This window comes from Mesorhizobium sp. P2_D5, from assembly GCF_056404355.1.
In genome coordinates this window covers 14,485-40,953 of sequence record NZ_JBFUEE010000002.1, presented here as the reverse complement: position 1 = coordinate 40,953, position 26,469 = coordinate 14,485, and the positions used below count along the sequence as shown (strand labels likewise).

The following is a 26,469-nucleotide window of genomic DNA, read 5'->3' as shown; positions in this document are numbered from 1 at the left end:
CGGCGTGCTGTTTTCCACGACCGGGCCATACGCCACGGTCGGCGAGGCGATGCTCAATGGAACGCTGCTCGCCGTCGAGGAAGTCAACAGATCGCCGGACTTCGATTTCGAGCTGGCACCGCTTGTTCGAAATCCTGGAGGCGAAACGGCTGAATACGCTTCGATCTGCCGGGATCTCATCATCAACTCCGATGTTGCGCACATCGTCGGCTGCTACACCTCTTCCAGCCGCAAGGCGATCGTGCCTGTCGTTGAGAAATACGATGCGCTGCTTTGGTATCCCTCGCACTACGAAGGCTTCGAAAGCAGCGACAATGTCGTCTATCTTGGTGCGTCGCCGAACCAGCACATAGTGCCCCTGGCGCAATATATGGCCTCAAGGTTCGGCGCTCGCGTCTATTGTTGCGGCTCGGACTATATTTGGCCTTGGGAAAGCAATCGCGTCATGCGCGAAATCGCCGAGAATTTTGGCGGCGAGGTGCTCGCTGAGCGCTATCTGGCTGTCGGATCGACCGAGGTTACCGGGCTCGTTGAGGAAATCCGTCTCCTACGGCCCGATTTCGTGTTCAACACGCTTATCGGCGAATCCAGCTACGCATTCTTGCGTGCTTTTCGTGATGCTGGACTAGGAACCCAAGGCGACGTTTCCATTCCCATCGCCAGTTGCACGCTCTCCGAACCGGAACTTCGCACGATCGGCGATCCCGCAGCGCTCGGCCACATTACCTCCAGTGTCTACTTCCAGTCGCTGGACAACCCGCAAAATCATGCCTTTGTCGAAAATTACAGAACGCGTTTCGGCCAGCAGAAGGTGACCTCGGCCGACGCCGAAGCTTCGTACAATTCCGTTCACATGCTTGCACTCGCGCTTCGGTCTGCAGCCTCGACGAAAGCATCCGACATACTCGCCGTACTCGGCGAGTGTGTTTACGATGCACCGCAAGGACGGATCCGCATCGACACGGAAAACAACCATTGTTACCTGACGCCGCGCATCGGCGTGTCGAGCGCCGGCGCGGAATTCACTATCGTCGCGGCCGCGCAAAAGCCTATCAAGCCCGATCCGTTTCTGGCTTCGCTGAAAGGGGCGGCTTTCATGCTGGATTCTCGCGACCAGGATCAGCCGCCAGGTGACCGGCAGCAACTGAAGCTGAGGGTCGTGTCGTGACCAAGCAAGTGATCCCAAACTTCAGCAACAAAACGGCGCTGATCATCCACAGGGCAGATAGCAACGTGGACGCCCTGTTGAGCCAGCTCCGCAGGTTCAACATCGAAGCCATATGCCGATGGCCGCCGCGAGCCAAGGATTTTGGCCCTGTCGATATCGTGTTCTTCGACGTCGACAACGGGTTCGACGGCATGTTCCCGTGGTCGCAGGCGCCGATCCCGCTGATCGCCATCATCGGCTCGGAAACGCCGGGCCGGCTTGCGTGGGCCATTAGCCAGAATCCAAGCGCCTACCTCATTACGCCCATAGGTTCGAAAGGTGTGTTTCAGGCACTGGTCACGGCGTTCCACAACCATAATGACCGTACCGACCTTCAGCGCGAGGTCGCCGACCTGCGCGAACGGCTGCGATGCCGCCCGCTGGTGGTTCACACGATCCTGCGCATCATGAGTGTGTTGGGCATCGATGACGACGCGGCATTTCACGTAATTCGGGACGAGAGTATGCGCCGGCGCATCTCCGTCGAAGCATGCTGCCACGAACTCGAAGCACAAGCAGACAGCTTTCTGTCGACAATTCCCGAAATCAGCAGATCCGCCGCCCGCAAATAGGCGGCAGGGCTGAGCCTCGATATCGAAATTGAATACGCACAGCGCCGTGCGAACGCCAGCGAAAGCGGCGCTCGCGCGGCTTTGTCTTTTAGAGGAGAAAAAGATGAATACGCAGACCGCAAAGCCAGCCTTGCCATTCACGCATCCATGGGTCGAGGGATCGATCATGGCCACGCGCGGGGTCGGGCGCGGCGAGGCACGAAACACGCACCACCTGACCGAGGAAAAGCAGGGGAAATTTCACTATACGATGGGACCATATTCCGAGCCGGTCCTCAAAATTTCTCCCGGCGACAGGATCGTCGTCGAAACCCGTGACGCCTTCGAGGGTGCCATCCGGCACGAAACCGACAAGCCTTCGCAACTCTTGCGAATGCCGTTTCTCAATCCTCAGAACGGACCGATCATGGTCGAAGGGGCGGAAAAAGGCGACACCGTTGCGGTCTACATAGAGTCGATGGTGCCACGCGGCCAGAACCCACGCGGCACGTGCTGCATGATCGAGGAGTTCGGTGCCCTGACCGGTACGACGTATACGGCCATGCTCAACGAGCCGCTGCCCGAGGTGGTCCGCAAGATCAACCTCGACGAGGAGCATGTTTACTGGAGCGATCGGGTCACGCTCCCTTACAAGCCTCATATCGGGACGCTGAGCTGCTCACCAGAGATCGATTCCATCAACTCGCTGACGCCCGACAACCACGGCGGCAACATGGACCTGCCGGACATGGGGCCTGGCAGCGTGACGTACCTGCCCGTTCGCTCGCCCGGCGCTCGCGTGTTCATAGGTGATGCGCATGCCTGCCAAGGCGACGGCGAGGTTTGCGGTGTGGCGGTCGAGTATTCGGCGACCGTCACCATCCGTGTCGACCTGATCAAGGGCTGGACAATCGATTGGCCTCGGCTCGAGACCGCCGATCTCATTATGGCGATCGGCAGCGCCAGACCCCTTGAGGATGCAACACGCATCGCTTACCGCGAACTGATCCGCTGGATGGTCGCTGAGTTCGGCTTCGACAAATGGGACGCCTACATGCTGCTGAGCCAATGCGGCATCGTGCGGCTGGGCAATTTTGTCGACCCGAAATATTCCGTCGCGGCGGCTGTAAGGAAAACGATTATTACCTGTTAGGTTGGCTGCTGCAGGCTTTGGCCGCGAAGACAGCTATCATCGAACCGAAATGCGGACGCGCGGTATGAGAGCGACACGCCTGACGCTGGTTTGCAGCGGCATCACGCAGAGAATGCGCAAAGCGGGGTTCCCGCTGTTTGACGAGACACTGGAAAAGCGCTCGGTTGAGCTCGCTCGCGCTTTTGGTCGGCAGCTTTCGAACACGAACCGCGCGTTGGTGGCTCCATCGCTACGCGCCCAGCAAACAGCCCATCTCATGGGTCTCCGCGCAACGGTTCACGACGGCTTGCGAGACCAGAACTACGGCGTCTGGGAGGGCAAGACGCCAGATGAGATTGAAGCCGCGCAGCCCGGTTCGCTTGCCGCATGGCGAGCCGATCCCGCCTATAGTCCCGGAGGCGGTGAAGCGCTGACGGAAGTGGCCACCCGAACTGCAGGGTTCCTCGATTCAATGCGGTCGGCAGGCGGACAACTGATAGCGGTTACTCATCCGGCGGTGGTGCGAACAGCCATGATCCACATATTGGCGGCACCGCTAACTTCATACTGGCGAATCGATACCCCGCCAATTTCCTTGATTGGTCTCTATTCGGACGGTACGCGCTGGGTCCTTCGCACGTGCGGTTGACGCCTCATTTGGGCCGGAACCCGATAATTTGGACTCATCACTTCATATGTCGTGTTTCGTGGCCAGCGCTCCGTTTGTCTCGTCGAGCAATACAAGGCCCGCGGAGACGGGACCTGGTCCGTCCCCGGCGTCGTATCTGTTCTGAACGATCCGCGAAGGCGGTGCGATATCCGCATGCAGGGCATCAGAAGAGCATATAGAGGGCGTCGATCTTTTCGGCCCGATGCGCTTCGTCGAGACCTTCGAACCGCATGAAGGCGGCCAGTCGCGCCCGCGGCGAAATCCATTGACGGCGTATAGGTGGAGGGCAAGCCGGCATCGGAGGTGCCCCCAGCGCCTAAAATCTCAATACCCAGGCTTCCACTTTTCCCTTGCCTTTGACTTCGATAGCGCCGCGCGGCTCGAAGACGAATTGGTCCTTGAGCTGTTCGTAGACGGGGCGCGTCACCTGAACAGAGTCGGGAACTCCGGCAGACTCCATGCGGCTCGCCAAGTTCACTGTGTCACCCCATAAATCATAGATGTACTTACTCTTCCCAATGACGCCGGCGACCACTGGCCCGCTGTTGACGCCAACCCTGAGCTTCATCGAGACGTTGTGTTCCATCGCGTGCTCGCGGGTAATGTGGACCATGCGGATGGCCATGCGGACCATGCGCTCGGCGTGGTTGGCTACCGGTACGGGTAGGCCGCACACCGCCATATAGGAGTCGCCCACCGTCTTGATCTTTTCGATGCCGAGATCATTGGCGGCAACGTCGAAGCGCGTGAAGAGTCCGTTGAGAAACATCACGACATCGTGCGGCGGCATTTCCGATGTCAGTGCCGTGAACCCGACCAGGTCTGCGAAGGCGACCGTGACCTCGGCGAAGCCGTCGGCGATCCTCTCCTCCCCAGCGCGCAGCCGATTGGCGATCGGTGCCGGCAGGACGTTGAGCAGCAGCTGCTCGTTCTCGCGGTTCTTGTTCTCTATCACGAGATTCTTCTGGTGCAGATCCTCAACCATGCCATTGAAGGCCGAGCAGAGTTCGCCAATCTCGTCGCGCGTGCGGACCGGCACGCTGGTCGCATAGTCGCCAGCAGAGAAGCGTTTCACCCCGGCAGTGAGATCGCGGAGCGGTCCGAGCAGCGCGCGCGAAAGCCAGGCGGCGATGGCGGCCACCACGAGCAGCGCCAGTCCCCCGACAAGCAGCAGATCCCGGCGGAGTTCCGCGATCGGTGCGAAGGCCTCGGCGCTGTCGATCTTGGCGACGAGAGCCCACTTGACACCGGAAATCGCGAGCGGTCCCCATGAAGCGAGCGTCGGGACGCCACGGTATCCGATGATCTCGCCCGTGCCCTCGACACCAGCGAGCGCGGCACGGGTGGCCTTGGTGTCGGCGCGCTGATGCAGCACTGGTGTCCCGTAGCGCTGAATGGCGGCGATCTCCTCGTCCGAAGCGCCGGCGAATTTGAGGTCGGCGAAGTAGTTTTCCCGGTTCTCGTAGAACGCCCGCGAGCCTGAGCGCGCCAGATAATCGGGTCCGACGAGATAGGCCTCACCCGTGTCGCCGAACCCTTCCTGCCGCCAGCGGCGGTTACCAGTGACAACGTTGTCGATCTCATCATTCGACAGTTGCGCGACCAGCGCGCCGATGACGACGCCCTGGGCAATCACCGGTGCTGCCATAAAGGCGATCGGTGCGCCGCCAGATGGCGCATAAGAGGAGAAATCTTCGAGGCAGATGGCTGACGGATCTGCGATCTGCGAGCAGCGGGCGACGGCGGCCGCGACGTTGGTGCGACGGTACGGACCCAATTGAAGGGACGTGGTGAAATCCACCTCCTTCTCGACCGTATAGATCAGGCGACCTGATTTGGGATCGGCAATCATGAGATCGAAAAAGCCGACCGTGGTCGCCGCAGCGCGCATCAACGGATGATATATGGCATGCAGCCTGGTGTATTCGCTTCCGTCGCCGGCGTCGTCGAGAAGCTTGCGCCGCTCCGGCGGGTTGGGATTCTCCACAATGTAGTGATACTGCAGATAGTAGGGGGCACCACCGACCGGCAGGTAGTCCGACAGGGCTGGTTCCCTGCCTAGGGTGCGCGTCATTCCGGGGATGAAGTTCTCAGCGTACCAAACGCCGACCTTCTGCCGCAGGTCAGGCGGCGCGCCTGCCCGGTCGAGTTGGTCGACCGCGATCCGGAACTCGCGTGTCGCATCGACCACCATCTTGGAAGTGGCAAGCAGGCGCAGCTCCGCCTGGATTGTGCGGAAGTAGGTTTCAACCTGGCGCGCCTTGGTCTGACGGGCGGCCGTGAGTTGGTCGAAGACTGCTTTTTCGAGGGCGTCGCGGGCGCGGATGTAACCGAGCACCCCGGTCACCAGGACCGCGGTCGCGCCAAGAAGGACGAGGGTTGTAAACAGCTTTGCGGCCAAGCCCCAGCCCGCGGGGCGGGATGAGCGGGTCACATCTTGAGAAGACATGAGATCTGACATTGCTTTTGCATCACGTCTTCGGGAACAGGAGCGTCGGCGTCGAGTCGGACGGCAAGCCAAGATTGTGTTTCATCTGTTACCCTCTCCCTCGCGTATGCATACCAACTTTACTGCGAGACGTGTGCGGGAATGCGTTGTCGATTTGCCCGTGGGACCGCACTGCGCAGAAACGTCGCGGTCGCACCGACACCGTCCCCTCGTTCTATCGCTGGGTTTAGCAACTATACTCACCAACTGCATAGCGCCGCACCGTGCGCCGTGCGGGAGGAAGCCCGCTTTATCTTGCGGGTAATCCAAATTGGAGGATCGGTGAGACGGCGGCGAACTCGCCCTTTTTGCGAGCATGGATACTGCGCAGCCGATTGTTGATGGCTGGCGTCTGGCGGGCTTGCCAGATTAGGCGGCATGGAAAGGGGCCGTTTCTCAAGGATCTGGCAATTAAATCTATGCCGAAAGACTCAAACAGTCGCGACTCTTCCCCTTCCACAAGCTCCAGGCCAGTTCCTCGCCGTCACTCGCAAGATTTCTACGCCACGCGTGGTTGAGCCGGCCGGGGTTTGACCACGGTGGCGAGTACGATGCCGGCGACGATGAAGGCCGCACCGACCAGATCGTAATCGTGCAAGTCCTCGCCGAGCAGCAGATAGGCGAGTATGGCGACGAACACCGTCTGCAGATAGAGCAACATGCTCGCCCGGCTCGCGCCGAGCGTTTCCACGCTTTTGTTGTAGAGATAGTACATCAAGGCGCCGCCGGGACCTGCCAGATAGGCGAGCGCGAGAATGCTGTGGACGTCCATGGCGGAGCGTTCGTCGTTGAACAATTCCCACAAATGGAAAGGCAATGCGACCAGCGCACCAGCGCCGAGCAGCAGCACGACCATCGGCAGGAGTTCGATGCCGAATTTGGCACGGCGCAAAAGCACGGTGTACAGGCCCCAGCAGAACGCGCTGCCGACGATCCACAGCTCGCCTGCGTTGAACTTGAGTTGCAGCAGCGCCGTCAGGTTCCCGTGGGCAACGATGAAAATCATCCCAGCGAGCGCAACCAGCGCGCCAAGCGACTTCCACAGGCCGAGCGGCTCGCCAAGCACGAAACGGGCGAGCACCATCGTCATGACAGGCGACAGCGCCATGATGATGCCGGCCGTGGTGGCGTTGGTGTCGTTGAGGCCATGGTAGATCATGCCCTGGCACAGCGTGAGGCCGATCGCCCCCACGGCGACGACCTCCACGGCGCGAGTTCGCAAAAGCCCGATCATCGCGTCGTGATGATGGTGCACAATCGGCAGCAGGATTGCGCAAGCGAGCGTCAGCCGCCAGAAGCAGAGGCCCCAGGGCGGCATTTCAGGCGCCACCCATTTGGCCGCGATATAGACCCCGGCCGAAAGCAGCCAGCACAGGACGGCGGTCGGATAGCCGGTCAAGGAGGATACGGGCCCGACCACGGGTTGCTCGGCCTGATGCGCTATCGGCATTGCCTGCATGTCATGCCCTCCCTTCGATGACGTCGGCCCGAGGAGCAATATAGCCTGCGTCGTTGGGTCGTGCATTCGTTTTGAAATGGCGAGGTCGAAAAGGAATCTGCGCTCGGCCGTCAAATGTCTTTCGATGGAGCGAAGGGGCTCTTTCCCGCACCATCCTCAGCGGGCTGCAATCACGGGGTTTTGTGCCTGTCTTCTCACAAAATCGAACAGTGCCGGCGTCTGGGCGTGTCGGGTGGTGTCTTCGAGAAGATTGGCATCGGGGCTGGAGTCCTTGGTCTTCTCGATCTTGCCGGCGAGCACATCCTGATACAGGCCGGGGACCCGGGTCTCGGCATAGGTCAGCCATTCCTTCACGGTGACGGCGCCGTCACCGTCTGCGTCGGCAAGCGTGTGCGCGCCGGTGCCGGCCGTCAACCCCTCCTTGAGCGCGTAGGTCAGCAGCCCTTGGCCGAGAGAGCCGCTCTCCAGGGCAACGTCGTCGGCCTGCGTGGCCACAAGGATGCGCATGCCCTTGTCATAGGCCAGTTGACCAAGCCCGCGATCGCCCATCGGACCTGGCTTGAAGCCTTCCGGCACCCCCGCCGCGGAGTGACAGGCGTCCACGATCATCACCATCTCGCCGGCATCGACATCGCGCAGCCACGCCGTCAGTTCCTCGCTTGAGATCATTCTGTCCAGCTTCGTCAGGTCGTTGCCCGAATCCGACGGCAGGATGTAGAAGCGGCCCTGCTCGTTGTGGCCGTGGCCGGAGAAGGCAAGGATCACAACATCGTCCGGCGTCGCCTTCGCCAGCTGATCGATGACCGGGCCGATCTCCTGCCGCAGCCTCAACCGTTCCACCTCCCCCTTGCCCGCCAGAATATCCAGCACCGCCTGGATGTCGGCCTTGCTGGCGTGGTCGACCGCCGGGATCTGTTTATCCCCTTCCTTGCGCGCGTAGTCGGTGGTCAGCAGCACCGGCACCACGTCGTAGCCCTTGATTCCCCGCAGCGCCGTCTCGATCGCCCTGGCGTCGGCCACCGCGAAGTTCAGCCGCAATGCTTCGTTCTCGTACTCGTTCACTCCGACCGTCACCACATAGGCCCGCGGCTTCGCTGGAACGGCTATGTCCTGCGGCACCGTGTAGCTGTCGTCGGTGGCTGTCGCGCTCTTCACCCGATCCTCGTTGAACCCGTAGGCCGTGAACATCACCTTCTTGCCCTTGTCACCGCCTGCAAGCCGGACTGGGAAGACGTGCCTCGCCAGGATCTTTCCCGGCGTCATCACCACGCGCGAAGCGCTGCGCCACGCATCAAGATCGTCGCCGACCACCGCCGCATTGTCCTTCGGCTCGGGCCACTGGCCCACCAGTTGCCCTTCACGGAACAGCCGTACGTCGTAAATCCCGGTGGTCGTCTTGCCGTTCGGCTGCGCGGCATCTTCCTTGCCCGATGCCTCAACCTCCACCAGGGCAACATCGGGTGTCGGCCCCGCTTTCACACTCACAATCCGCACATCGGGCTGGATCCGGTTCAGCGAGGCCAGCGGCCGAACCGGCTTGAATGCCTGCGCGCAGGCATCGGCATTCTTCCCGCTTGCCTCCGCCTCATGGCACGCCAGCAATCGCCCAAGCAGGTTCGGCTCGTAATAATCCCGCATGAATATCTCGGGGAGAAGCGCCCTGAAAGGATCATCGCCGACGACCCAGCTGACCAGCGGCATGGACTCCAGCGCCGAAGAATCAAATCGCCCGTCAGCGTCAAAGCTCATCCAACAAGACGTAGGAGCCGAACGATCCGCCTGCCCATTGCCAGCGTGGCTGCCCTCCACGTCGCTCCGGCAGGTACCCTCACGGCCAAAGACGATCGTCTGCATCAGCTTGCCGCTTGGAATGTCCCATACTTTCGCGGAGCCATCGTCACTTGCCGAAACCAGCAGCGTTCCGTCGCCGGACACGTTCAGTGAAGAAATCCTCGCGACGTGGCCAAAGAAGGATCGCTCGACCTTGCCGGCGACATAGTCGAAAATTGCGATCTCGCCGTCATCCTTGCCGAATGCAAGTCGCCTGCCGTCCGGCAGAAACGTCAATCCCAGCAACGGGATATCCACGCTCTTGAGCTTCTCCCCCGTGCGTATGTCCAACAGGCTGAAACCTTCTGCAGGACTGACCACCGCAATCTTCGAACCATCCGGTGAAAACGCCACGCCTCCGATGTTGGTCGACAAGCCAGCGAGATTTCTGATCCGCTTTCGGTTTCCTGCATCCCAGAGCGAGATCGTTGCCTTGGTTTCGTCCGAGACTGCGATCATGGCACCGTCGGTGGAGACGGCGATACAACGGCGTCTGTCGGCGGCACTCTCGTCCAGCATAAGCCGAGCACGAGAGTCCAGATCCCATATCAACACGCGCCCCGCGCTGTCGGTCGTCACCAGTTGATGGGTCTTGGGAAGGAACACTTGAGCCCCGTTGCATCCACCGTGATGGTCCAGATTACCTTTTTGAAGGCGTGAACCAATTTTTGAGTCGACGCTCCAGAGACGCGTATCGCTTTTTGAATCGACAACCAGGAGTTGACCGTCCGAGGACAAGGCGATGGATCCCGAATATATCGGCCCATTGCCCAGGTTCTCGAACACGCCTCGGCCATCGTCGTCGCGCCATAGCGCAACCGGGCCTGCCACGGGAGCGAGTATCAGGTGGTTTCTGGAGGGCCGGAACGCCGCAGACCCAATTGGATCGATCGATGCGCCGACGATCTCGTCGCCCTTGTCGGAACCGGCGCTCAGCAAAAAAATCGGAGAGCCGTTCGATCGCAGCCCGACCGCCAGAAGCGATGGTTGCGCAGGCGAGAAATTGAGTGAATCGAGGTCGCCGTCGACGGGAACGGTGCGCAGAAGCCTAAGCGTGCTCGCGTCCAGGAATTCAACAAGGCCCATGCGGTATCCGAGGGCCACGTAGTGCCCATCGGAAGACATTGCGGATTCCGTCGGCACGTTCTTTCGAACCGGAACTCTGGCCAGGACGTGGTTGCTCTGGTCCCTGATCGACACGTCCTGGGACGTGGTTACCAATATCTTGCCGACACTGTCCGAGAACGACACGCTGGTGGTGTCATCCCCCAGATCAACCTCTGTGTCGTTGCCGCGCCTGGAGTCAAGGAACAGGACCCTGCCGGGGCTCCATGATATGGCCGCCCATCCAGATCCATGGCGTTCGATCTTGCCGTAACTTATGTCGGGCGTCTTGCGGTAAAAGATCGGCTTTGCGACCGCAATGTCAAATATCTCAATGCCGCCCTCCTCGACGAGGGCCACCTCTTTTCCATCAGTCGAGATCGCAATCGAATAGATCGCCTGGTGTTGCGTCGCGTATTCCTGCAGCACTCGACCACCCTTCAGGTCCCACAACAGAAGCCGCCCCTCATCGTCTCCTGTCACAGCGGTCAGCCCGTCGTCGGAGAAGCCAAAAGCACTGACGTGCACTCCGATCGAAGCGCTACTTTTGCTGCCGTCAATAACGCGCAAAAAACGTCCGGTATCCGCGTCCCAGAGCCTTGCTGCCGGCTCACCATACCCGCCACCTGTGGCCAGCAGCTTGCCATTGGGTGAGAACGTCACGAACGAAGCCTCCTGCGGCCGCAGGTTGGGCACCAGGGCAGCGAAATTGTCTGGGCCGCGACTACCAATGTCCTGTGCAAAGGCGGCGCCGCACAACACCGAACAAATCAGGAAAAAGTACAGGACCTCGAAAATTACCCGGTGTGGTCTCATGCGCAGCCCTCATTGAAAGCTCTCGCGGCTTGCCGCGAACTCTCTTTGCAACTGGGTCGGGGCAGTCGTCGCTTGCCTTCGAAGATCGACACGCCCTACGCCGCGCGACGCGTCGCAGCGTAGGGGCGCCGACGATGCTCTCGCTATAACCCGTTGCGCGCTACTGCCTCCAGAGTCGGCACGGATGTGGAACGATGCATCCTAGTTTGCCGTCTTTTCGGCAACAACATCGATATTGAGAGGCGACAGATCCTCACCCGGTGGGGGCGCCGGCTTCGGAACCGGCTTTCCATCAAAGAACACCTTAATCTCGTCTTTGCGGCGGTTCTTCAATCCTACCAGTTCGACGCCTGCCGCACGTGTCCATCTGAGGAGCTGTTCGGGGACACGATCAAACTGCTTTTTCTTGACGACCGCGAGAAGGGTCGAGGTCTTGAAGTTGTTGCCGCCAACATTGAACGTAAAATCGACAAGCGCGGCATAGGCGCCGTCGTCGATATCTTTTGGCACGGCCAGCTGCACAGTGATCTGGGCCTTCGACATGTCCTCGATAAGCAGCTCTTCACCGCGCTTTTTCGAGATGCCTTTCAGGAACTCCACTTCGTTGCCCGTACCGTCGCAGTTCTTCTTCTTCAGGAGATGGCCGTAGCCGACGGTGCAGTAACCAACGGCATCATTATAGCGCTTGGGGACCCACCCTTCCCATTTCTTGGTCAATTCAATGCCGGGCCGGTATACCTTGCGCAATTCCACACCCTGCGGCAGTACATCCTTGGTGTCTTCCAGGAGGATGCCCGGCGCATGCTTGTCCTTGAGGGTTTTCACCGCCTGACCGGCTTGGACGTGCGCGATCGAGACTGTTGTCACGCATAACGCCAGAAGGACAGCCCGCGACCAAGGCGTACGCTTGAACCATTGCCCGTCCGTTTGTGCTTTCTTGAAAACTGTCATTGTCTGTCCTTCTCCGACTTGCCGAGTTAAGGTTGAATTTCAATATCCGTCCGCATGGTTGCCCAGGAATTCAGATCAAAATCCGGAACCTGGGCGGAGTCTCTGAAACCAGGATTAGAGAGCCCAGCGAGAAGCCAGCCAAGCGGGCCGGCATCTCTGGGATCTATGCCCTGCTGCTCGAGGAAATGGACGTTGACCGGCGAAGTCGTCGCAAGCACCAGGTAGGATTCAAGGCCGGCGGGCGGCCCGACCTTCAGTGGCGGTTTTGTGCTGATCGTGACGCCAGCCTGCAATTTGTCCCCTGATCCACCATCTCCCAAGACATACACAGATCCGCTGCTCCCCAATCCGATAATTGAATAGTAGAGATCTTGTGATCCTGTATTTGTGAGGCTGAAGCGAAAATATTCTCCCTGCTTCATCGGCTCTATGCCCGATGACACCACCGGAGCCTCGCCCTCCACGCTTGTCTTGCCGTTCTCGGTCTTAACTGTCACACGGACAAGAGAAACCGTGACCGCACCTGCCAGCGGGGAAACGCTGTTCGTCAGCGCGCGCAGGTTTTCCTGTCGGGCGATCTTCTCGAGCGCACCCGTAATGCCATCGACAGCGGCACCGTCGTCGTTTGCCGAAACCGTGTAGCCATGCATGGCCCCAACCTGGTCTCGCGGCGTGATGTAGTAGACCTTGTCGCAGTCGGGGCTGAGCGTTTTGCGTTCCTCCATCGGAACAAGCTTGCCACCGTTCAGGCACCCCATGGCGATCACCATCGTCGCCTGGCCTAGATCCTGCACCGGCCGCACCAGCGCATTGTCGCGTAGTCGATCAGCGAGCGCTGCCTTTATCGGCAGGACAGCCGCAGCGATGCCCAACTCTGGAGGTGGATCGGCAATAGCCACCGCAACCTTTTGCTCAACGGAATAGGGCGAGACGATTCGAACTTTCGACGCAGTGGTCACAGGCTCGTTCGGGGCTTTGACCAGTTTGGCAACCGAAGTCGCGACGTCGGACGAAATCACGACCGCGTTCGCGATCTTGCCGTCCTCACCGACCAGCTTGGTTGCCTTGCTGGAATACACGGCCAGGATTGCTCCTGGTTGAATCCCCTGCGCCTGGCCAACTGGGACCGAAATCTGGTCCTGCGTCACACTTGTAATCGAAATGAAGGGGGGCTGGCGGGTTCCTATTCCGCCCAAAACCACCCTGTCGAAGTCTCCTTCCGCCTGTGGATGCTGGGATGGCGCACGTTTTTGGACATACCTCTCGGCTTGCATCACTGCTTCGCGATAGGTCAGCTGTGGAGATCGCTTGAGCGTCTGGACCAGATAGTAGGTCAGCAGCCCATGATACTGCGAACCCGATGCGGTAGAGACAAGATCCTCATTGGACACTTCATCGGCCCGGGACCCTTCGACGATCGAGTATGAGCGGCCTGAATCCGCGATCGACGCATCCTTGCCGTGACGCTCAACAGGCGCATCCTTCAGCAGCCTACCGTCCAGCGGCGCCATTCGGGCAGCAAGCGTGGGCTCTTTTGAAATCGTGCCTGAGTGGCAGCTGTCAAAGATCAGCACGATGTTATGGGAGTATTGCTTGAGCTGGGTCAGCCAGGCCTCGATTTCATCGTCGCGTATGTCGGTGCCACCCGGACCACGGCTGTCCTGTGCAACGATGGTCTCATCATAGCCATCGCCCTCGTCGCCATTGTCATCGATGGCCAGGGAGCCGTGACCGCTGAAGTAAAACAGGAACGTCGCATCCGGATGCGCTTTTGCCTTCTCGATCAGTTGCTCCGCAAATGCCTCTCGAATGCCGGCGTGGGTCGCCTGGGCGTCCAGCAAAACCCGGTAGTGATCGCCGTCGTCGGGAACGCCGTAGGTGCCGGTCAGCAGGTCCTTAACCAGGGCAACGTCGTTTGCGGTTCCATGAAGGTCCGATGCGTTGTAGGCGGAGCCGGGCGTCTTTGCGTAGCTGTTTATGCCAACAAGGAGTGCGAACACGCCCGGTTCCTCGGCTAATACGACGCGAGGACACAGCAAGAGAAGCAAAGCCACCAAAAGCGCCCGGCAATGCCGCTTGCCTACTGTGAACATCGTTTCGCTCCAGAGAAATCCACAAAGACCTGGGCAAGGCAGCCCGTTATTCGAAGCCTATTGTGCAGGCCAGTCGCTTGCGCTGAGCGGCAAATTCAGTGCGCTCAGGTCTTCAACCAAATCGCCCCTGCCGCAGCTTACGCCATCCTTGTATTGCACCAGCGCCGCATGGAAGCTTCGAAGGAAGGACCAGTAAACCAATGCCGCATCCCTTGAGGTGACGAATTTGTTGAGTTTGTTCTTGAGGGCGACGCAACTGTCGTGGATTTCCGTCTCGGATGCGGGCTTGGGGGATCCAAGCGGCGCGCCGTCCGTGATCGCCTTTACAAATCCGGCAACCCTGTCGGTTCCTGCCGATATCAGATCGATCACCGGTGCCCGTGCTGCCCCAACACCGCTCTTCACCTCGGTCAGCGGCAGGCCGAAATTGGAGATCTTGAACCCTTCAGACGAAAAGTTCGTCGGCAGTTGCGAGTTCAGCGTCTTCAGGTAGATGTTAACCTTGAAGTTGGTCCCGTTATACCGCAGCTGATTGGGAAATCCGTCATCCAGCAACGTGAACGCGCCCGTTGTGTTGTCGACGATCGAGACGTCGGTATATTTGCTCAGGAGCTTGCTGAGGATGGTCGCGAACGGAGCATAGGCATCCGAAACCGCCTGAACACCCGGCGACAAACCGGCCAGAGAGGCGGTTCTAGACAGTTGCGACAGCTCGGTCAGCAACGACATGTCCACCGACGTATTGGAACTATATCTGACCTTCATCGAGAACGAGATTGTATTTGTCTCAGAATCCACGACGATGTCGTCGATGAGGATACCGTTCCTGTTGATGACGATGTTCGACTTCTCGGATGTCGTGACGAAGAGGAATTTGCTCTCTTCCCACGTTGCCGACATGAATGGCTCGGTGGCAATGATCTTGTCGCCAATCGCCACATCGAGACTTACGATGTAGTTTCCCGACTTGTTCTTGAATCTCGATTTTATCAACGATTGCAGGAACGCGGAAGCCGATTGGCTTCTTGCAGCGCCGTCCTTTCCAGTAAACGCAAAATCGTAGGTGATCAGCCCATAAACCAGCCGCGGCTCTACGGCTGAGAAGCTCGGGTGCGTTACGGCGGCAAACTCATCGGCCAGTGCGCCAAAAGGTTGGGAAAGTACTAGAACAAGAGCTGCAATCAGTTGCCTGAAGCGCATTTCACCCCCCCGGATGGCTTCTCAAACCGTACTCTCCATTTCTATAATTAGGAAGGGGAACGCATACTAGATGAAGCGATTTCTGTTTGCCTATCCGCACTAAGGATCGGCGGGTTGCCGTCGAAATCTGCGTTCCAAAAGATGAATGGCGAAGCCGCGCCGTCCATGTATCGCTATGTGAAATTGAGCCCCTACCACGAAACGCACTGACGGACGTGCAGGCATCCATGCCTGCGAGGTCAAGGCATTGGTGCCGAAAAAATCCGAGGCGCCGCTTGAAGTGATCCTTTTTCAGGGAACTGCGCTTTTGCCCAATCGGATCTGTTAGGCCAAAGGCTGGATGTGGGAGACGAGGACGATGACGTCGGGCAAGGACATCCGAGTCCCGCCCCTCGAACGATGCGCTCGCGGTCCGCCGCCGACAGGCGCTCTCCTGGTTCTGCGAGCTCGGTCACCCGGACGAGAACCCGGAATGACGGCCAAAACGTCGGTCCATTGATTGCGCAGGCGGAAGGTTAACTGCGACGTCGGCTTTCATGAAACGCCAAAGCCGATCTAGCGGCCGAGATCAGGCGCAAAGCAGACCTGCTTCTGTGCACGCCGTTCTACGCTGTAGCCCTCTTCCATGGCGCAGATCGGACTTGTGTCGCACCGATCCGATGCTCGCGGAGTTCACGAAGGCGCTGACGACGCATGATGTCGAAACGAAATTGTTCCTGCGCTGACGCATGACATCGAGCCGGGAGCGCTACTTTCAACCCATCGCGATCATCGACTTGATCCGGCCCACAGCAAACATTGACTAGCCATGCTGCATAGCGTCCCGCCTAGCGACGTTGCCACACTTTGCCGGAACGGCTGCAATGCGCTAGCCTGCAAACATGCGCAGTCGCTGATAGATCATTTCGCTGAGGGGGCGAAGATTCATGGAGATGCAGCAAGTCCGCTATTTCCTAGCCCTGTCCAGCACGCTTAATTTCACCAGAGCAGCCGAAGAGTGCAACGTTACCCAACCTGCGCTGACACGAGCGATCAAGACGCTCGAGGAGGAGTTGGGGGGTGAACTCCTTCGGCGCGAGCGCCAGCACTCTCACCTGACTGAACTCGGCAGGCGTATGCTGCCTCTGTTGCAACAGTGCTACGACGCTGCCACTTCCGCAAAATCACTCGCCAAGGCTGTGCAAAGCAGCGACGTGGCGCCTCTGAACGTCACCATTTCCAACAGCGTCAACATTGCGCTGCTGGTATCGCCGTTTACGGAGCTTTTTCGCGCCTATCCCGGAGTCCATCTCAAGATCAACCGGGGCTCGCCGAGCGCTGTCGTTGAGGCTCTCAAGAACGGTGAGGTTGAGCTAGCCGTTGCCGGTCCGTTGGGGCAGGCCTGGGATCGGCTCGACACCTGGCCGCTCTTCCAGGAGGGCATAGAGCTCGTCGTGAACTCCGATCACCCACTTGCCCGCCGCAACGAGGCCGATGTCGCGCTGAGCCAACTGGCGGCGGAACCCGTGCTCAGCCGGATCGATTGGGAAACCAGCGAGGAACTGTCCCGCTGCCTTTCCGCGAAAGGCCTGACGCCTCGCACCGCGCATGAAGTCGAGACCGACCACGACCTGCTGGCATTGCTGGAGGCCAACGCCGGGGTGGGCTTCGTCTCCGTGACGGCACCACGGACGCCAAATATCCGCAGGCTCAAGCTGCGAGACGTCGATATCTCCCGGGTCGTCGCCGTTTACGCGGTTGCCGGCCGACATCGCTCACCCGTGGCCACGACGCTGCTCAACCTGTTGCGGTCGACCGACTGGTCATCTTTTGGCGTCAGCGAGCCCGCCTGAGCGCCGCGATCAGATCGTCGATGTCCATCCGCCGACGGTAGTCGGGATCGACGAAGCGATCGGTGATGATCCCGTCGGTTCCAATGATGAAGGTTGCAGGGATTGGCAGGAACCAGCTGCTGTTGCCCTGATAGTTGGGAAGATCGAGGCCTAGCCCCATCAGCCGCTCCATCTCCGCCCCGACCCAGATCGCAAGATTGAGAGACAGGGCGTAGCCATTGTCCATGTCGGTCAGGAAGGGAAACGTCGCGCCGACGGCAGTCTTCATCGCCTTCGCGAATTTGCGCCGCTCGGGCATGATCACCACGATCTGGCCGCCCAGGGTGGCAATCTCGGGCTGGGCTTCGACGATGCCAATCGCGTTCAAACGGCAATAGGGGCACCAATGCCCGCGCTGAAAGGTGATCACCGCTGGCCCCCTTTGCAGCACGTCGGCCAGACTGACCAGCTTGCCATCGTCGTCAGGCAGCAGGAACGCCGGCATGACATCACCCGGCACCGGCGCCATCGCGGCCGCCCCTTGTTTCTCCAATCGTCCCACCAAGCGGTCCACTGCGTCGGCGAAATTCGCGTCTAGGCGGCGCACCGCCCCAGCAATCACCGCCAGCCGTTCGTTCAGGGACGCATCAAGTTCAATGGCAGCCTGGACGGACTGTTCAAATGTCATTGCCTGGTCGTCGGCGGCCATTTCTGCACTTTCATGGATTGCGTGCACCCTATCATTGGAGCTCCTCGGGCGGGGTCATGCTTTCCTTGCATCGTTTCGATGCCCAAGATGCATCGAGGCATGTTGGGTTCGCATTCTGTTCGTGGCTCGTCCTCAATTCGTTACAGTATGACATCGTTTTCCTGGTATCCGACGAGAAGGCCGGGATCACGACACCATACTTTTCCAAGTCGCCACCTGCACGTGTTCAATGGAGCTTGATGCGTGGCCGGGTGCGCCTCGCAAACATCTCGCTAATCGAGTCGAGGGCGGTCTTCACAAGGCCATGCACCGCTTTGAGATGCAGCTTGTGGAGAGAGCGATACATCAGCCGGGCGAGTAGACCTTCGATCTTCAGCCCGTCAATCAGGCTGCCGAACGAACCGTAATCGGCCAGTGAGACGAGGGAACCGTAGTCCCTGTAGCGGAACGCCGGCGCAACCTGCCCCGCGAGGCGCGCTGAAACGACTTTCACCAAATGATCTGCCTGCTGGTGCGCTGTCTGGGCTCGTGGCGGCAGGGCATTGCCTTCGCCTGGCAGGACGCAGTTCGCGCAATCTCCGAGTGCGAAAACGTTCTCGTCCCCTCTGGCTCGCAGTGTCTCATCCACGACCAGCCGGTTGATGCTGTCCGTTTCGAGGCCATCAAGCTCGCTCAGGAAATACGGAGCCTTGATCCCAGCGGACCAGACGACGAGTTCGGCCGGCACAAACAATTTCTCGCCAAGCTTGATGCCGTCCTCCGTCACTTCGGTAACTTTGATCCCGCACCGTATCTGGACGCCCAGATTAACAAGCAGACGTGCTGAAGCGCGTGCTAGGTGTTCGGGCAAAGCTGGCAAGATCCGCGGCCCGGCTTCGACGATGGTGATGCGGATCAATCTCTCGAAATCGATGTTGTCGAGATTGTGCGATGCAATCTCCCGCATCGACTTGTGCAGTTCCGCGGCAAGTTCCACGCCGGTGGCTCCGGCGCCGACGATGACACAATGAAGCTGACCGGGCGAAAGCTGCTCGTATTGCGCGTTGGCGCGCAGGCACGCGTCTATCATGCGCTTGTTGAAACGGGCGGCCTGTTCGGCCGTATCGAGCGCGATTGCGTGGCAAGCCGCCCCAGGCGTGCCGAAGTCGTTGCTGACGCTGCCCACGGCCATCACCAGCGTGTCATAGCCCAGCAGACGCGGCGGGATGATCTGCCTGCCATCGTCATCAAAGCTGGGAGCGACAAAGACCTGGCGTTTGGCACGGTCGATGCCAACGACCTCGCCGAGGCGGTATCGGTAGCCGTGCCGGCTGGCATGGGCGATGTATTCGACAGCATCGTGCGACGCGTTCAGCGCGCCGGATGCCACTTCATGCAGCAGGGGCTTCCAGATATGGGTGCGGTTGCGGTCGACCAGCGTGATGGAAAGCCGTCGCTTGCCGAACTTGCGGCCAAGGCGCGTGGCCAGCTCCAGTCCGCCCGCACCGCCGCCGACGATGACCACGCGATGCAGCGACGTATCCGCGTGGGAAGGCGTCTCCGGAAGTGTGCGGAAAAGAGCGGCATTGTTGGCAAGCACCGCCTCGGGGATCAGCCGCATGCCGGGGGTGATGATCTGCATCGGTATTCTCCATCGTTTCCGAGGCGCTGGTTCGTTATTCCTGCGATTCGTGGATCACGATGCCCTGCAGCATGTCGACCTCGCACTGCCACGGCTTTTCCGAGAGGACGCGCTGGCCATGTTCGTATCCGGCCTGCCAGCGCGTGCGGATGCCTGAGCGCGTGAAGTCGATGTCCTTGGTGTGGTCTTCGCCGTCCAGGCGCGGCGAAAGCAGCCGGACGAGGTGCATGACCGAGGGGCAGCCATAGGAGGCCAGTTCCTTGAACATCGGATCGTCGCGCCGCTCCTCGGGGACCAGCTTTCCCATTTCGCGCACGACGTGGCGTAGGCGATGCAGCTGCTCCTGGCGGGCAACGTGGCTTCGGCCGCGGCTGGCGTATTGAAGATCCTTCTGTCGTCCCATGACCTGCCAGATCGATTTCGGCTCCGTCGCGCGCGGCTGCCACATGTTGACGGCAAAGATCAGCGCGTCGCGCCGCGGACGCTCGTCGAGCACGACCTCGATGGGCGTGTTTGAATAGATGCCGCCATCCCAATAGGGCTCGCCATCGATGCAGACTGCCGGAAAGGCCGGCGGCAGGGCGCCCGACGCCATGATGTGCGCCACCGACAACGGCATCTGGCTGCTGTCAAAATACTTGAGCTCGCTGGTGTTGACGTTGACCGCGCCGACCGTCAGCCGCGTGCGGCGACGGTTGAGACAATCGAAGTCGATCAGATTGTCCAGCGTCCGCTTGAGAGGATCGGTGGTGTAGTAGGAGGCATTCTCCACCCCCACTTCGCGATTGACCCCGAACATGGCGCTTGGGTTCGGTTCGAAAAACCCCGGTATGCCGCGCATCACCGTGCCCATGTTGGCAAAGATGTTGCTTGGAGCCATCATCCGGAAAAACTCGTCGAGCGGACTGCTGCGGCTGACGCCGTCCCAGAACTCGCGCAGCCTCGGCAGGCGGTCTTGCGGTTCGTTTCCGGCGATCAGCGCCGCGTTGATAGCGCCGATCGAGGTGCCTATGACCCAATCGGGTTCGACCCCGCCCTCGACGAGCGCCTGGTAGACGCCGGCCTGATAGGCGCCGAGAGCGCCGCCGCCCTGCAGCACCAATACGGTCTGTCGTTTGACCGAACCGTCAGCCATACGAACGGCCTCCGGCACGGGTTCCGACGTTGAGGGGTTCCAGGTGATCTTGTTCATGGCCTTTGCGCTCCTCGTTGCCGGTTTCAGTGGGCGGTCCAGCCGCCTTCGATCGGCAGGATCGCACCGGTGATCGAGGCCGCATCGTCGGAGGCCAAGAACAGACAGAGCGACGCAACCTGCTCAACCGTTACGAACTGCTTGGTCGGCTGTGCGGCCAAAAGCACATCCTTGATCACTTGCTGTTCGGTGATCCCGCGCGCCTTGGCCGTGTCCGGTATCTGCTTTTCGACCAGCGGCGTGAGCACGTAGCCGGGGCAAACCGCATTGACCGTGATGCCCTGCTCGGCCACTTCCAGCGCTACCGTCTTGGTCAGGCCGGCGACGCCGTGTTTGGCGGCGACATAGGCGGATTTGTATGGCGAAGCGACAAGCGCGTGGGCGGACGCAACGTTGATGATGCGACCCCATTTGCGCTCCTTCATCGCCTGCAGGGCGCGCCGGATTGTGTAGAATGACGACATCAGATCGATCGCCACGACCGCCTCCCATTTCTCGATCGGGAAGTCGTCGATCGGCGCCACATGCTGGATGCCGGCATTGTTGACCAGGATGTCGATCGCCCCGAACTCCGCGATGGCCTTGTCCATCATGGCGGTGATTGCGCCCCCCTTGCTCATGTCCGCATTGTCGTAACGAACGGTGACCTCGGAGTCGGCGGCCAGCTTCGCCCGCAAGCGTTCGATCTCATCCGCATCGCCGAAGCCATTGAGAACGATGTTGCAGCCCTTTGCCGCGAAGGCTTCGGCAATGCCTTGGCCGATGCCGCTGGTCGAGCCTGTTATCAGCGCCGTCTTTCCTTTGAGCATCGTCGTTTCCTTCTGTTGGAGCCGCAGCAAAACCATCGAGCAATGGCTGCGGGCAACGGGCCTGCACGCGCCCCGTTTTGAAATTCTGGATCAAGTATGGCCAGCAGCCGAAGGCGACGGAAATGCCGTTGAGACATGGATTCGATAGCCGACGGTCTGATCGCTGCCGCGACGATGTAGATCTCCAGGCCGGGTTGTTTGACGTAGGGGCAGCTAGTAAGATCGCGCCGCAACACGGGTCGTGCGGTATATGCCCGCCCGCTGAGGGGAGTTGCCGTGGAGATCAGCCAGGTCAGATATTTCTTGGCCGTTGCCAAGGAGCTGAATTTCACCAGGGCTGCCGAGCAGTGCAACGTCACGCAGCCGGCGCTGTCGCGCGCAATCAAGCTGCTCGAGGATGAATTCGGCGGGGCGCTTTTCCACCGCGAGCGCCGCTTCACCCATCTCACCGAGCTCGGTCGCATGGTGGAGACCTATCTCGAGGGTGTCTTCGAGAACTCCCGCCAGGCAAAGCAGATTGCCGAGCAATATGTGCATCTGAAGAAGACGCCGCTCAAGGTCGGCATCATGAGCACGATTGCGCCAGACGAAATCATTGAGCTCATCGCTGCCGTCCGGTCGCATCACCCCGGCGTCGAGCTTCACCTTTGCGACGCAGATGCCGCGAGCCTCCGGCGACGGCTGCTCGAAGGCGATCTCGAGGCCGCCATCTACGCCTTGCCTTCGAACGTGCCCGACGAGGACGTGCACTCGCTACCACTCTTTCAGGAGCAGATGGTGATGGCCGTCCATCTGAACCATCGCCTCGCCAACCAGCGCAGCGTGCGGGTGAAGGATATGAGCAATGAAAGCTATATCCACCGCAGCAATTGCGAGTTTGCCGGCTATGCCGATGCCATTCTCTCCGAACAGGGCGTCACCGTCAGCCCTGTCTACTGGAGCGATCGTGACGATTGGACACTGGCAATGATCGCTGCCGGGCTTGGCTTCGGTTTCATGCCCGAACACACCGCCAAGCACCCGGGCGTGGTGCCCTTGCCGATCACCGAGCCGGAATTCTGGCGCGAGGTCAATCTCGTCACCGTGCGCGGCCGCAGGCATTCGCCGGCAGTTGGCGCGCTGGTGCGCGAGGCCACGCAGAAGCGGTGGTTCGGCGAGCGGGCAAAGGCGTTGTCCGCCGCTGAATAACCTCGTCGCGAGCAGCAGGCTGCGTCGCATGCACCGGCAGCGGATCTACGGCACATCATCCGTACTCAGTTCTTCTTGATCGTCGAGGTCACGGACTGGATGACTTCGGTCGCCATCTTGAACTGCGCCTCGCGGTCGGTGATGCCATGCCGCTTGGCGATCCAGTCGAAATCGCTGTAGGCGGCGTAAACCGTTCCGTCCGCGGTCTGGTAGACCAGGACGCGAACGGGCCAGTCGAGACCGGCCTCGGGATTGGAGGTGATGAAGGTCGTGCCGAGAGCCGGATTGCCGAACATCACCAGCCGCGACGGCTTGACGTCGTTGCCGGCATTCTTGCCAAGCCTTGCCTGGTCGATGACGCCGAAGAACTTGATGCCCTTCTTGAGAACATCCTTCTTGATGCGGGCGACGGTTTCGGCGACGGAATAGTCGCTCTTCACGGTGACGACACCGTCCGAGGCGGCGACCGGGAGAATGAGCGCCATCAGCATGGCGCCCCCGGCAATCATGGTTTTCAGGTAGTTGGTCATGTCAGTCTCCTTTGTTTTCCAGGTTGCATGAATCTTGGCTACTACGTTGATATCTTTGTCCAATATCTGAGAGCGCTTCGCGATCGACGACTTGCGATCGTCAGCCGGTTGGCGTCTTCAATGCTCGCGCGACCGCAATTGCCCAGGCGAGGACCGCGGCAAGCACGGCCACACAGGCGGTCCAGCCAATCCGGTCGTAGACCTGTCCGATGACGAAGCTGCCGAAGAGCCCGCCCGCATAGTAGGAGGCGAGGTAGATGCCGCTCGCGGCGGCGCGGTCGCGCGACGCGGTCCGGCTGACATGCCCGGTGGCGATTGCCTGCGCCAGGAAGGTGCCGATGGCGACCAGCGCCATTCCTGAAAGGACCACCGGCAGGCTGCTCACCAGAAGCAGAAGCAATCCCAAGATGGCCAATGCAAGCGTTGCGCCGATCCCGATCCTTGGCCCGAGCCCGGCAGCAACCCGCCCTGCGAGTGGTGTCGTCAGCATCGCGGGCAGGAAGACGAAATAAACCAGCCCCAGCGCCATGGGCGACAGCGACAGCGGCGCGGCGACGAGCTGGAAGTTCACATAGGTGAAGGTGCCTATGAAGACGAAGAGGATCAGGAAGCCGATGGTGAAGCAGGCACGCAACTCGACGTTCATCAACGGGCCCTTCCATGCGGTGCAGGCAGGCTCGTTCTTGGCGTCAGGGCGCATCATTGCCGATCTCTTTTGCAGGGTGAGCCAGACAAGGGCCGCGCCAATCAGATTGAGCGCGGCGAACGTGAGGAAGTTGGTGGAGATGCCAAACGTGTCGGCCACCGCGGCCGACATCAGCCGTCCGAAAAAATTGCTGGCGACATTGCCGGTTACATAGGCAGCAAGAGCACTGGTCGTCTGCCTCGATGAAAAGTGTTCGGCGAGGTAGGCCATCGTCAGCGTGAACGCGGTCGACATGCACAATCCCTGGACGACACGCAGCGTGGCGAAGACCACGATACTGTCGGTCTGCGAAAGCAACGTCGTCGGGATTGCCAGCACCGCAAGGCTGATCCAGATGCCGTTGCGCCGATCGAGGTTTCTGCCGAAAAGCGCCACGGCGATCCCGGCCACAGCCATGCCGAACGTGCTGGCGTTGACGGCAAAACCCATTGTCGCGCGGCTGACGCCGAATTTTATCACCAGCGAAGGCAGGATGGCCTGAGTGGCGAACAGATCGACAAGCGTGAGAAACGCGATCAGAGCAATCAGGCCGAAGCGCCAGCTGTCTGCGGCAACCATGCGGAGCCGCGTCGGTTCGGTGTGTTCAGTGGTAGTCATGACAGGACTCCGTAGCCGCACGTCCCCGGGCGGACCGCCTGAGGACGCGCTTCCGTCGCTGATTCCGGGATCTGTTCACCGCGATGGGCGGCTCACATCATGTGGTCGTCGTGCATCGCAGGAGGCAGGACGTCGGCGGAATAGAGCACTGCGGGAACCTTGCCGTTGTTCTTCCACCAATGGGCGAGCTGGCCGAATTCGGCTGTCACGTCGCCAGCCGGATGTTCGATGCCGACCTTGCAGGTGCTGCGATATTCGGTGATCGAGCCTTCGACGATCAGAATGTTGGCGGGGCGGACATTGTGCTCATGCCACGGCACGACACCGCCCGGCTGAACGACGAGCTTGCGCAGGCGCAGCATATTGCCTTTCCACGCTTCGCCCTTGCTGCTGAGATCGATCGCCGAGAGAACCGTGTCGGTCACGCCGACCGGCTTGCTGGGGTGTTCCTGAATGTCGGTCGTGGCGGCCTGGCCGGCAGGGCAGTCCCCGGCGAAGGCCGGCGCAGCGGAAAATGCAGCGGCTGCGAACAGCAAGCCGATTGCCAACGCAAAGTTGAGTTTCTTGGTAGCCATCTAGTATTTCTCCTTTGTCGGTGCCCAAACGCGGGAGGCGGGGCATGGAATGGAGAGTGATGGGTGCGGCGAACAAAGAGAAATGCTGACTGGCTCTCAATTCGATACCCGAAAACTATGGTCGGACATCACGACGAACGAAAGGCGCACGACAGGTCCTGTCGTGCGGTGCTGGAATTTATTTGATTTGCTTCAGGCAGCGGTGCGGATCGTTTGAACGAGGGCGCTCTCAGGCCAGCCATGCGCCTTGACGCTGTTGACGAAGGCCGATGCCGCCGGTGAAAACCTGCGCCCCGCCACGACCACCAAAGACACTTCCCGCCAGACCTCGGGGTCGATGACCGGCCTGACCTGCAAGCCAGGGATCACCGCGCTGAACTCCGGGATGAAGCAGATCCCGAGGCCGCCTGAAACCATGTTCTGGATCCAGTCCTCGCGTTCGCTCGCATAGGAGATCCTGAGCTTCACGCCACGGTCGTTGCACAGGCCGGCGAGGTGATCGCGATACTCGCAGTTCAGTCGCCGCAGATAATTCTCGCCGTCGAGTTCGGAGATGGCGACATTGTCGTTGCGGGCCAACCGATGGCCGTTTGGAAAGGCCAGGACGAAGCGCTCGCGATAGAGCGGCGTGACATCGAACCGTTCCGGAAAACTGTTGCTGGACGCCATGATGGCGACGTCGATTTCTCCGGACTCGAGCAGTTGCGAAAGTGAGGTCGGCACACCTTCCACCAGCTGCAGCTGAATGCCCTGCTGGCGCCTGTTGAAATCGGCCAGCAGGCCGGTGAAGCGGCGCGGACCGATGGTGCACATGACGCCGACCTTGAGGTTGGCATTTTCCAGGCACAAGAATCTCGACGCCTCCTGTCGCACTCCGGTCAGTTCGTCGAGGATCTGTTGAAACCGGGGGCGCAGCAGCGCGCCCAGGTCGGTCAGGTGAGTGAGGTTTCGCTCGCGGCGGAACAGAAGGCCGCCGACCTCCTCTTCCAGCTGCTGAATGGCGCGCGACAACGCCGGCTGGGTGACGTTGCACTTTTCGCCGGCCCGCGTGAAATTTCGTGTCTCGCACACGGCGAGGAAATAGCGGATGTGATGAATGTCCATGCCGATTGTCCCCGTTGCGTATGGTCCTTTTTTGCTAAACCGAACCTTGCCGCAAACGACATCCTCGTTCCAATGCACCGCCGCTATGAAGTTCATAGCATATCGTCATGGGGTGGCGCAGGTTGG

The 26,469-nt window shown here is 60.3% G+C and carries 20 protein-coding genes; 6 read left to right on the top strand and 14 right to left on the bottom strand.

Annotated elements, in window-relative coordinates:
* The first annotated feature begins 49 nt into the window (after positions 1 to 49).
* The 4 genes from AC1DYW_RS07180 (at position 50) to AC1DYW_RS07165 (ending at position 3,539) form a co-directional block, all read left to right on the top strand.
* The gene (locus AC1DYW_RS07180; protein ID WP_477226402.1) at positions 50 to 1,168 is read left to right on the top strand and encodes a transporter substrate-binding domain-containing protein; all 1,119 of its coding nucleotides are present in this window, start codon (positions 50 to 52) and stop codon (positions 1,166 to 1,168) included.
* Positions 1,165 to 1,779 (top strand): ANTAR domain-containing response regulator, encoded by a 615-nt coding sequence (locus tag AC1DYW_RS07175; protein ID WP_477225616.1) that lies wholly within the window; start codon positions 1,165 to 1,167, stop codon positions 1,777 to 1,779. The genes AC1DYW_RS07180 and AC1DYW_RS07175 overlap by 4 nt, the downstream gene beginning before the upstream one ends.
* A gap of 103 nt (positions 1,780 to 1,882) precedes the next feature.
* Positions 1,883 to 2,911 carry an acetamidase/formamidase family protein gene (locus AC1DYW_RS07170; RefSeq protein ID WP_477225615.1) on the top strand — a complete coding sequence of 343 codons (1,029 nt, stop codon included), beginning with the start codon at positions 1,883 to 1,885 and terminating at the stop codon, positions 2,909 to 2,911.
* A 64-nt stretch (positions 2,912 to 2,975) separates the two neighbouring features.
* Positions 2,976 to 3,539, top strand: coding sequence for a histidine phosphatase family protein (locus AC1DYW_RS07165; RefSeq protein WP_477225614.1), 564 nt, complete (start codon positions 2,976 to 2,978; stop codon positions 3,537 to 3,539).
* Positions 3,540 to 3,876: 337 nt separating this feature from the next.
* Here AC1DYW_RS07165 and AC1DYW_RS07160 read toward each other — a convergent pair whose 3' ends face one another.
* From AC1DYW_RS07160 to AC1DYW_RS07135, 6 genes are all read right to left on the bottom strand, one after another.
* Positions 3,877 to 5,961: an adenylate/guanylate cyclase domain-containing protein gene (locus AC1DYW_RS07160; protein WP_477225613.1), complete on the bottom strand. Its 2,085-nt coding sequence runs from the start codon at positions 5,959 to 5,961 to the stop codon at positions 3,877 to 3,879.
* A gap of 586 nt (positions 5,962 to 6,547) precedes the next feature.
* Positions 6,548 to 7,507: a DMT family transporter gene (locus AC1DYW_RS07155; RefSeq protein WP_477225612.1), complete on the bottom strand. Its 960-nt coding sequence runs from the start codon at positions 7,505 to 7,507 to the stop codon at positions 6,548 to 6,550.
* A 156-nt stretch (positions 7,508 to 7,663) separates the two neighbouring features.
* Positions 7,664 to 11,257 carry a caspase family protein gene (locus AC1DYW_RS07150; protein WP_477225611.1) on the bottom strand — a complete coding sequence of 1,198 codons (3,594 nt, stop codon included), beginning with the start codon at positions 11,255 to 11,257 and terminating at the stop codon, positions 7,664 to 7,666.
* 201 nt (positions 11,258 to 11,458) lie between these two features.
* Positions 11,459 to 12,208 carry a lysozyme gene (locus AC1DYW_RS07145; protein WP_477225610.1) on the bottom strand — a complete coding sequence of 250 codons (750 nt, stop codon included), beginning with the start codon at positions 12,206 to 12,208 and terminating at the stop codon, positions 11,459 to 11,461.
* Positions 12,209 to 12,234: 26 nt separating this feature from the next.
* Entirely contained in the window at positions 12,235 to 14,301 is a 2,067-nt protein-coding gene (locus tag AC1DYW_RS07140) for a caspase family protein (protein ID WP_477225609.1), read from the bottom strand.
* Between the two features lie 57 nt (positions 14,302 to 14,358).
* Positions 14,359 to 15,501 (bottom strand): hypothetical protein, encoded by a 1,143-nt coding sequence (locus AC1DYW_RS07135; protein WP_477225608.1) that lies wholly within the window; start codon positions 15,499 to 15,501, stop codon positions 14,359 to 14,361.
* A gap of 926 nt (positions 15,502 to 16,427) precedes the next feature.
* Here AC1DYW_RS07135 and AC1DYW_RS07130 point away from each other — a divergent pair.
* A complete protein-coding gene (locus AC1DYW_RS07130) occupies positions 16,428 to 17,333 on the top strand; it encodes a LysR family transcriptional regulator (protein ID WP_457154632.1) in 906 nt (301 codons plus the stop codon).
* Here AC1DYW_RS07130 and AC1DYW_RS07125 read toward each other — a convergent pair.
* The 4 genes from AC1DYW_RS07125 to AC1DYW_RS07110 form a co-directional block, all read right to left on the bottom strand.
* Positions 17,317 to 18,021, bottom strand: coding sequence for a peroxiredoxin-like family protein (locus tag AC1DYW_RS07125; protein WP_477225607.1), 705 nt, complete (start codon positions 18,019 to 18,021; stop codon positions 17,317 to 17,319). The two genes, AC1DYW_RS07130 and AC1DYW_RS07125, sit on opposite strands and share 17 nt — an antisense overlap.
* A 226-nt stretch (positions 18,022 to 18,247) precedes the next feature.
* On the bottom strand, positions 18,248 to 19,525 hold the full coding sequence (locus tag AC1DYW_RS07120) for an NAD(P)/FAD-dependent oxidoreductase (protein ID WP_477225606.1): 1,278 nt from the start codon (positions 19,523 to 19,525) through the stop codon (positions 18,248 to 18,250).
* Positions 19,526 to 19,676: 151 nt separating this feature from the next.
* The gene (locus AC1DYW_RS07115) at positions 19,677 to 20,834 is read right to left on the bottom strand and encodes a patatin-like phospholipase family protein (RefSeq protein ID WP_477225605.1); all 1,158 of its coding nucleotides are present in this window, start codon (positions 20,832 to 20,834) and stop codon (positions 19,677 to 19,679) included.
* 26 nt (positions 20,835 to 20,860) lie between these two features.
* A complete protein-coding gene (locus AC1DYW_RS07110; RefSeq protein WP_477225604.1) occupies positions 20,861 to 21,643 on the bottom strand; it encodes a 3-hydroxybutyrate dehydrogenase in 783 nt (260 codons plus the stop codon).
* A 276-nt stretch (positions 21,644 to 21,919) separates the two neighbouring features.
* Here AC1DYW_RS07110 and AC1DYW_RS07105 point away from each other — a divergent pair, with 276 nt between their 5' ends.
* Positions 21,920 to 22,831 (top strand): LysR family transcriptional regulator, encoded by a 912-nt coding sequence (locus tag AC1DYW_RS07105; protein WP_477225603.1) that lies wholly within the window; start codon positions 21,920 to 21,922, stop codon positions 22,829 to 22,831.
* Positions 22,832 to 22,896: 65 nt separating this feature from the next.
* On the opposite strand, the gene AC1DYW_RS07100 is transcribed toward AC1DYW_RS07105, so the two are convergent.
* From AC1DYW_RS07100 to AC1DYW_RS07085, 4 genes are all read right to left on the bottom strand, one after another.
* Complete coding sequence (locus AC1DYW_RS07100) at positions 22,897 to 23,361, bottom strand: DUF302 domain-containing protein (RefSeq protein ID WP_457152712.1); 465 nt, start codon at positions 23,359 to 23,361, stop codon at positions 22,897 to 22,899.
* Positions 23,362 to 23,461: 100 nt separating this feature from the next.
* The gene (locus AC1DYW_RS07095; RefSeq protein WP_477225602.1) at positions 23,462 to 24,664 is read right to left on the bottom strand and encodes an MFS transporter; all 1,203 of its coding nucleotides are present in this window, start codon (positions 24,662 to 24,664) and stop codon (positions 23,462 to 23,464) included.
* Positions 24,665 to 24,756: 92 nt separating this feature from the next.
* Positions 24,757 to 25,239 carry a cupin domain-containing protein gene (locus AC1DYW_RS07090; protein ID WP_477225601.1) on the bottom strand — a complete coding sequence of 161 codons (483 nt, stop codon included), beginning with the start codon at positions 25,237 to 25,239 and terminating at the stop codon, positions 24,757 to 24,759.
* A gap of 192 nt (positions 25,240 to 25,431) precedes the next feature.
* Entirely contained in the window at positions 25,432 to 26,343 is a 912-nt protein-coding gene (locus AC1DYW_RS07085) for a LysR family transcriptional regulator (RefSeq protein ID WP_477225600.1), read from the bottom strand.
* Positions 26,344 to 26,469: the final 126 nt, after the last annotated feature.

Excerpts from the sequence above, each read along its gene's own strand:
- AC1DYW_RS07180 (WP_477226402.1), top strand. The coding sequence starts at position 50 with ATGCTCAATGGAACGCTGCTCGCCGTCGAGGAAGTCAACAGATCGCCG.
- AC1DYW_RS07170 (WP_477225615.1), top strand. The coding sequence starts at position 1,883 with ATGAATACGCAGACCGCAAAGCCAGCCTTGCCATTCACGCATCCATGG.
- AC1DYW_RS07165 (WP_477225614.1), top strand. The coding sequence starts at position 2,976 with ATGAGAGCGACACGCCTGACGCTGGTTTGCAGCGGCATCACGCAGAGA.
- AC1DYW_RS07155 (WP_477225612.1), bottom strand. The coding sequence starts at position 7,507 with ATGCAGGCAATGCCGATAGCGCATCAGGCCGAGCAACCCGTGGTCGGG.
- AC1DYW_RS07150 (WP_477225611.1), bottom strand. The coding sequence starts at position 11,257 with ATGAGACCACACCGGGTAATTTTCGAGGTCCTGTACTTTTTCCTGATT.
- AC1DYW_RS07145 (WP_477225610.1), bottom strand. The coding sequence starts at position 12,208 with ATGACAGTTTTCAAGAAAGCACAAACGGACGGGCAATGGTTCAAGCGT.
- AC1DYW_RS07140 (WP_477225609.1), bottom strand. The coding sequence starts at position 14,301 with ATGTTCACAGTAGGCAAGCGGCATTGCCGGGCGCTTTTGGTGGCTTTG.
- AC1DYW_RS07135 (WP_477225608.1), bottom strand. The coding sequence starts at position 15,501 with ATGCGCTTCAGGCAACTGATTGCAGCTCTTGTTCTAGTACTTTCCCAA.
- AC1DYW_RS07130 (WP_457154632.1), top strand. The coding sequence starts at position 16,428 with ATGGAGATGCAGCAAGTCCGCTATTTCCTAGCCCTGTCCAGCACGCTT.
- AC1DYW_RS07125 (WP_477225607.1), bottom strand. The coding sequence starts at position 18,021 with ATGGCCGCCGACGACCAGGCAATGACATTTGAACAGTCCGTCCAGGCT.
- AC1DYW_RS07115 (WP_477225605.1), bottom strand. The coding sequence starts at position 20,834 with ATGAACAAGATCACCTGGAACCCCTCAACGTCGGAACCCGTGCCGGAG.
- AC1DYW_RS07110 (WP_477225604.1), bottom strand. The coding sequence starts at position 21,643 with ATGCTCAAAGGAAAGACGGCGCTGATAACAGGCTCGACCAGCGGCATC.
- AC1DYW_RS07100 (WP_457152712.1), bottom strand. The coding sequence starts at position 23,361 with ATGACCAACTACCTGAAAACCATGATTGCCGGGGGCGCCATGCTGATG.
- AC1DYW_RS07095 (WP_477225602.1), bottom strand. The coding sequence starts at position 24,664 with ATGACTACCACTGAACACACCGAACCGACGCGGCTCCGCATGGTTGCC.
- AC1DYW_RS07090 (WP_477225601.1), bottom strand. The coding sequence starts at position 25,239 with ATGGCTACCAAGAAACTCAACTTTGCGTTGGCAATCGGCTTGCTGTTC.
- AC1DYW_RS07085 (WP_477225600.1), bottom strand. The coding sequence starts at position 26,343 with ATGGACATTCATCACATCCGCTATTTCCTCGCCGTGTGCGAGACACGA.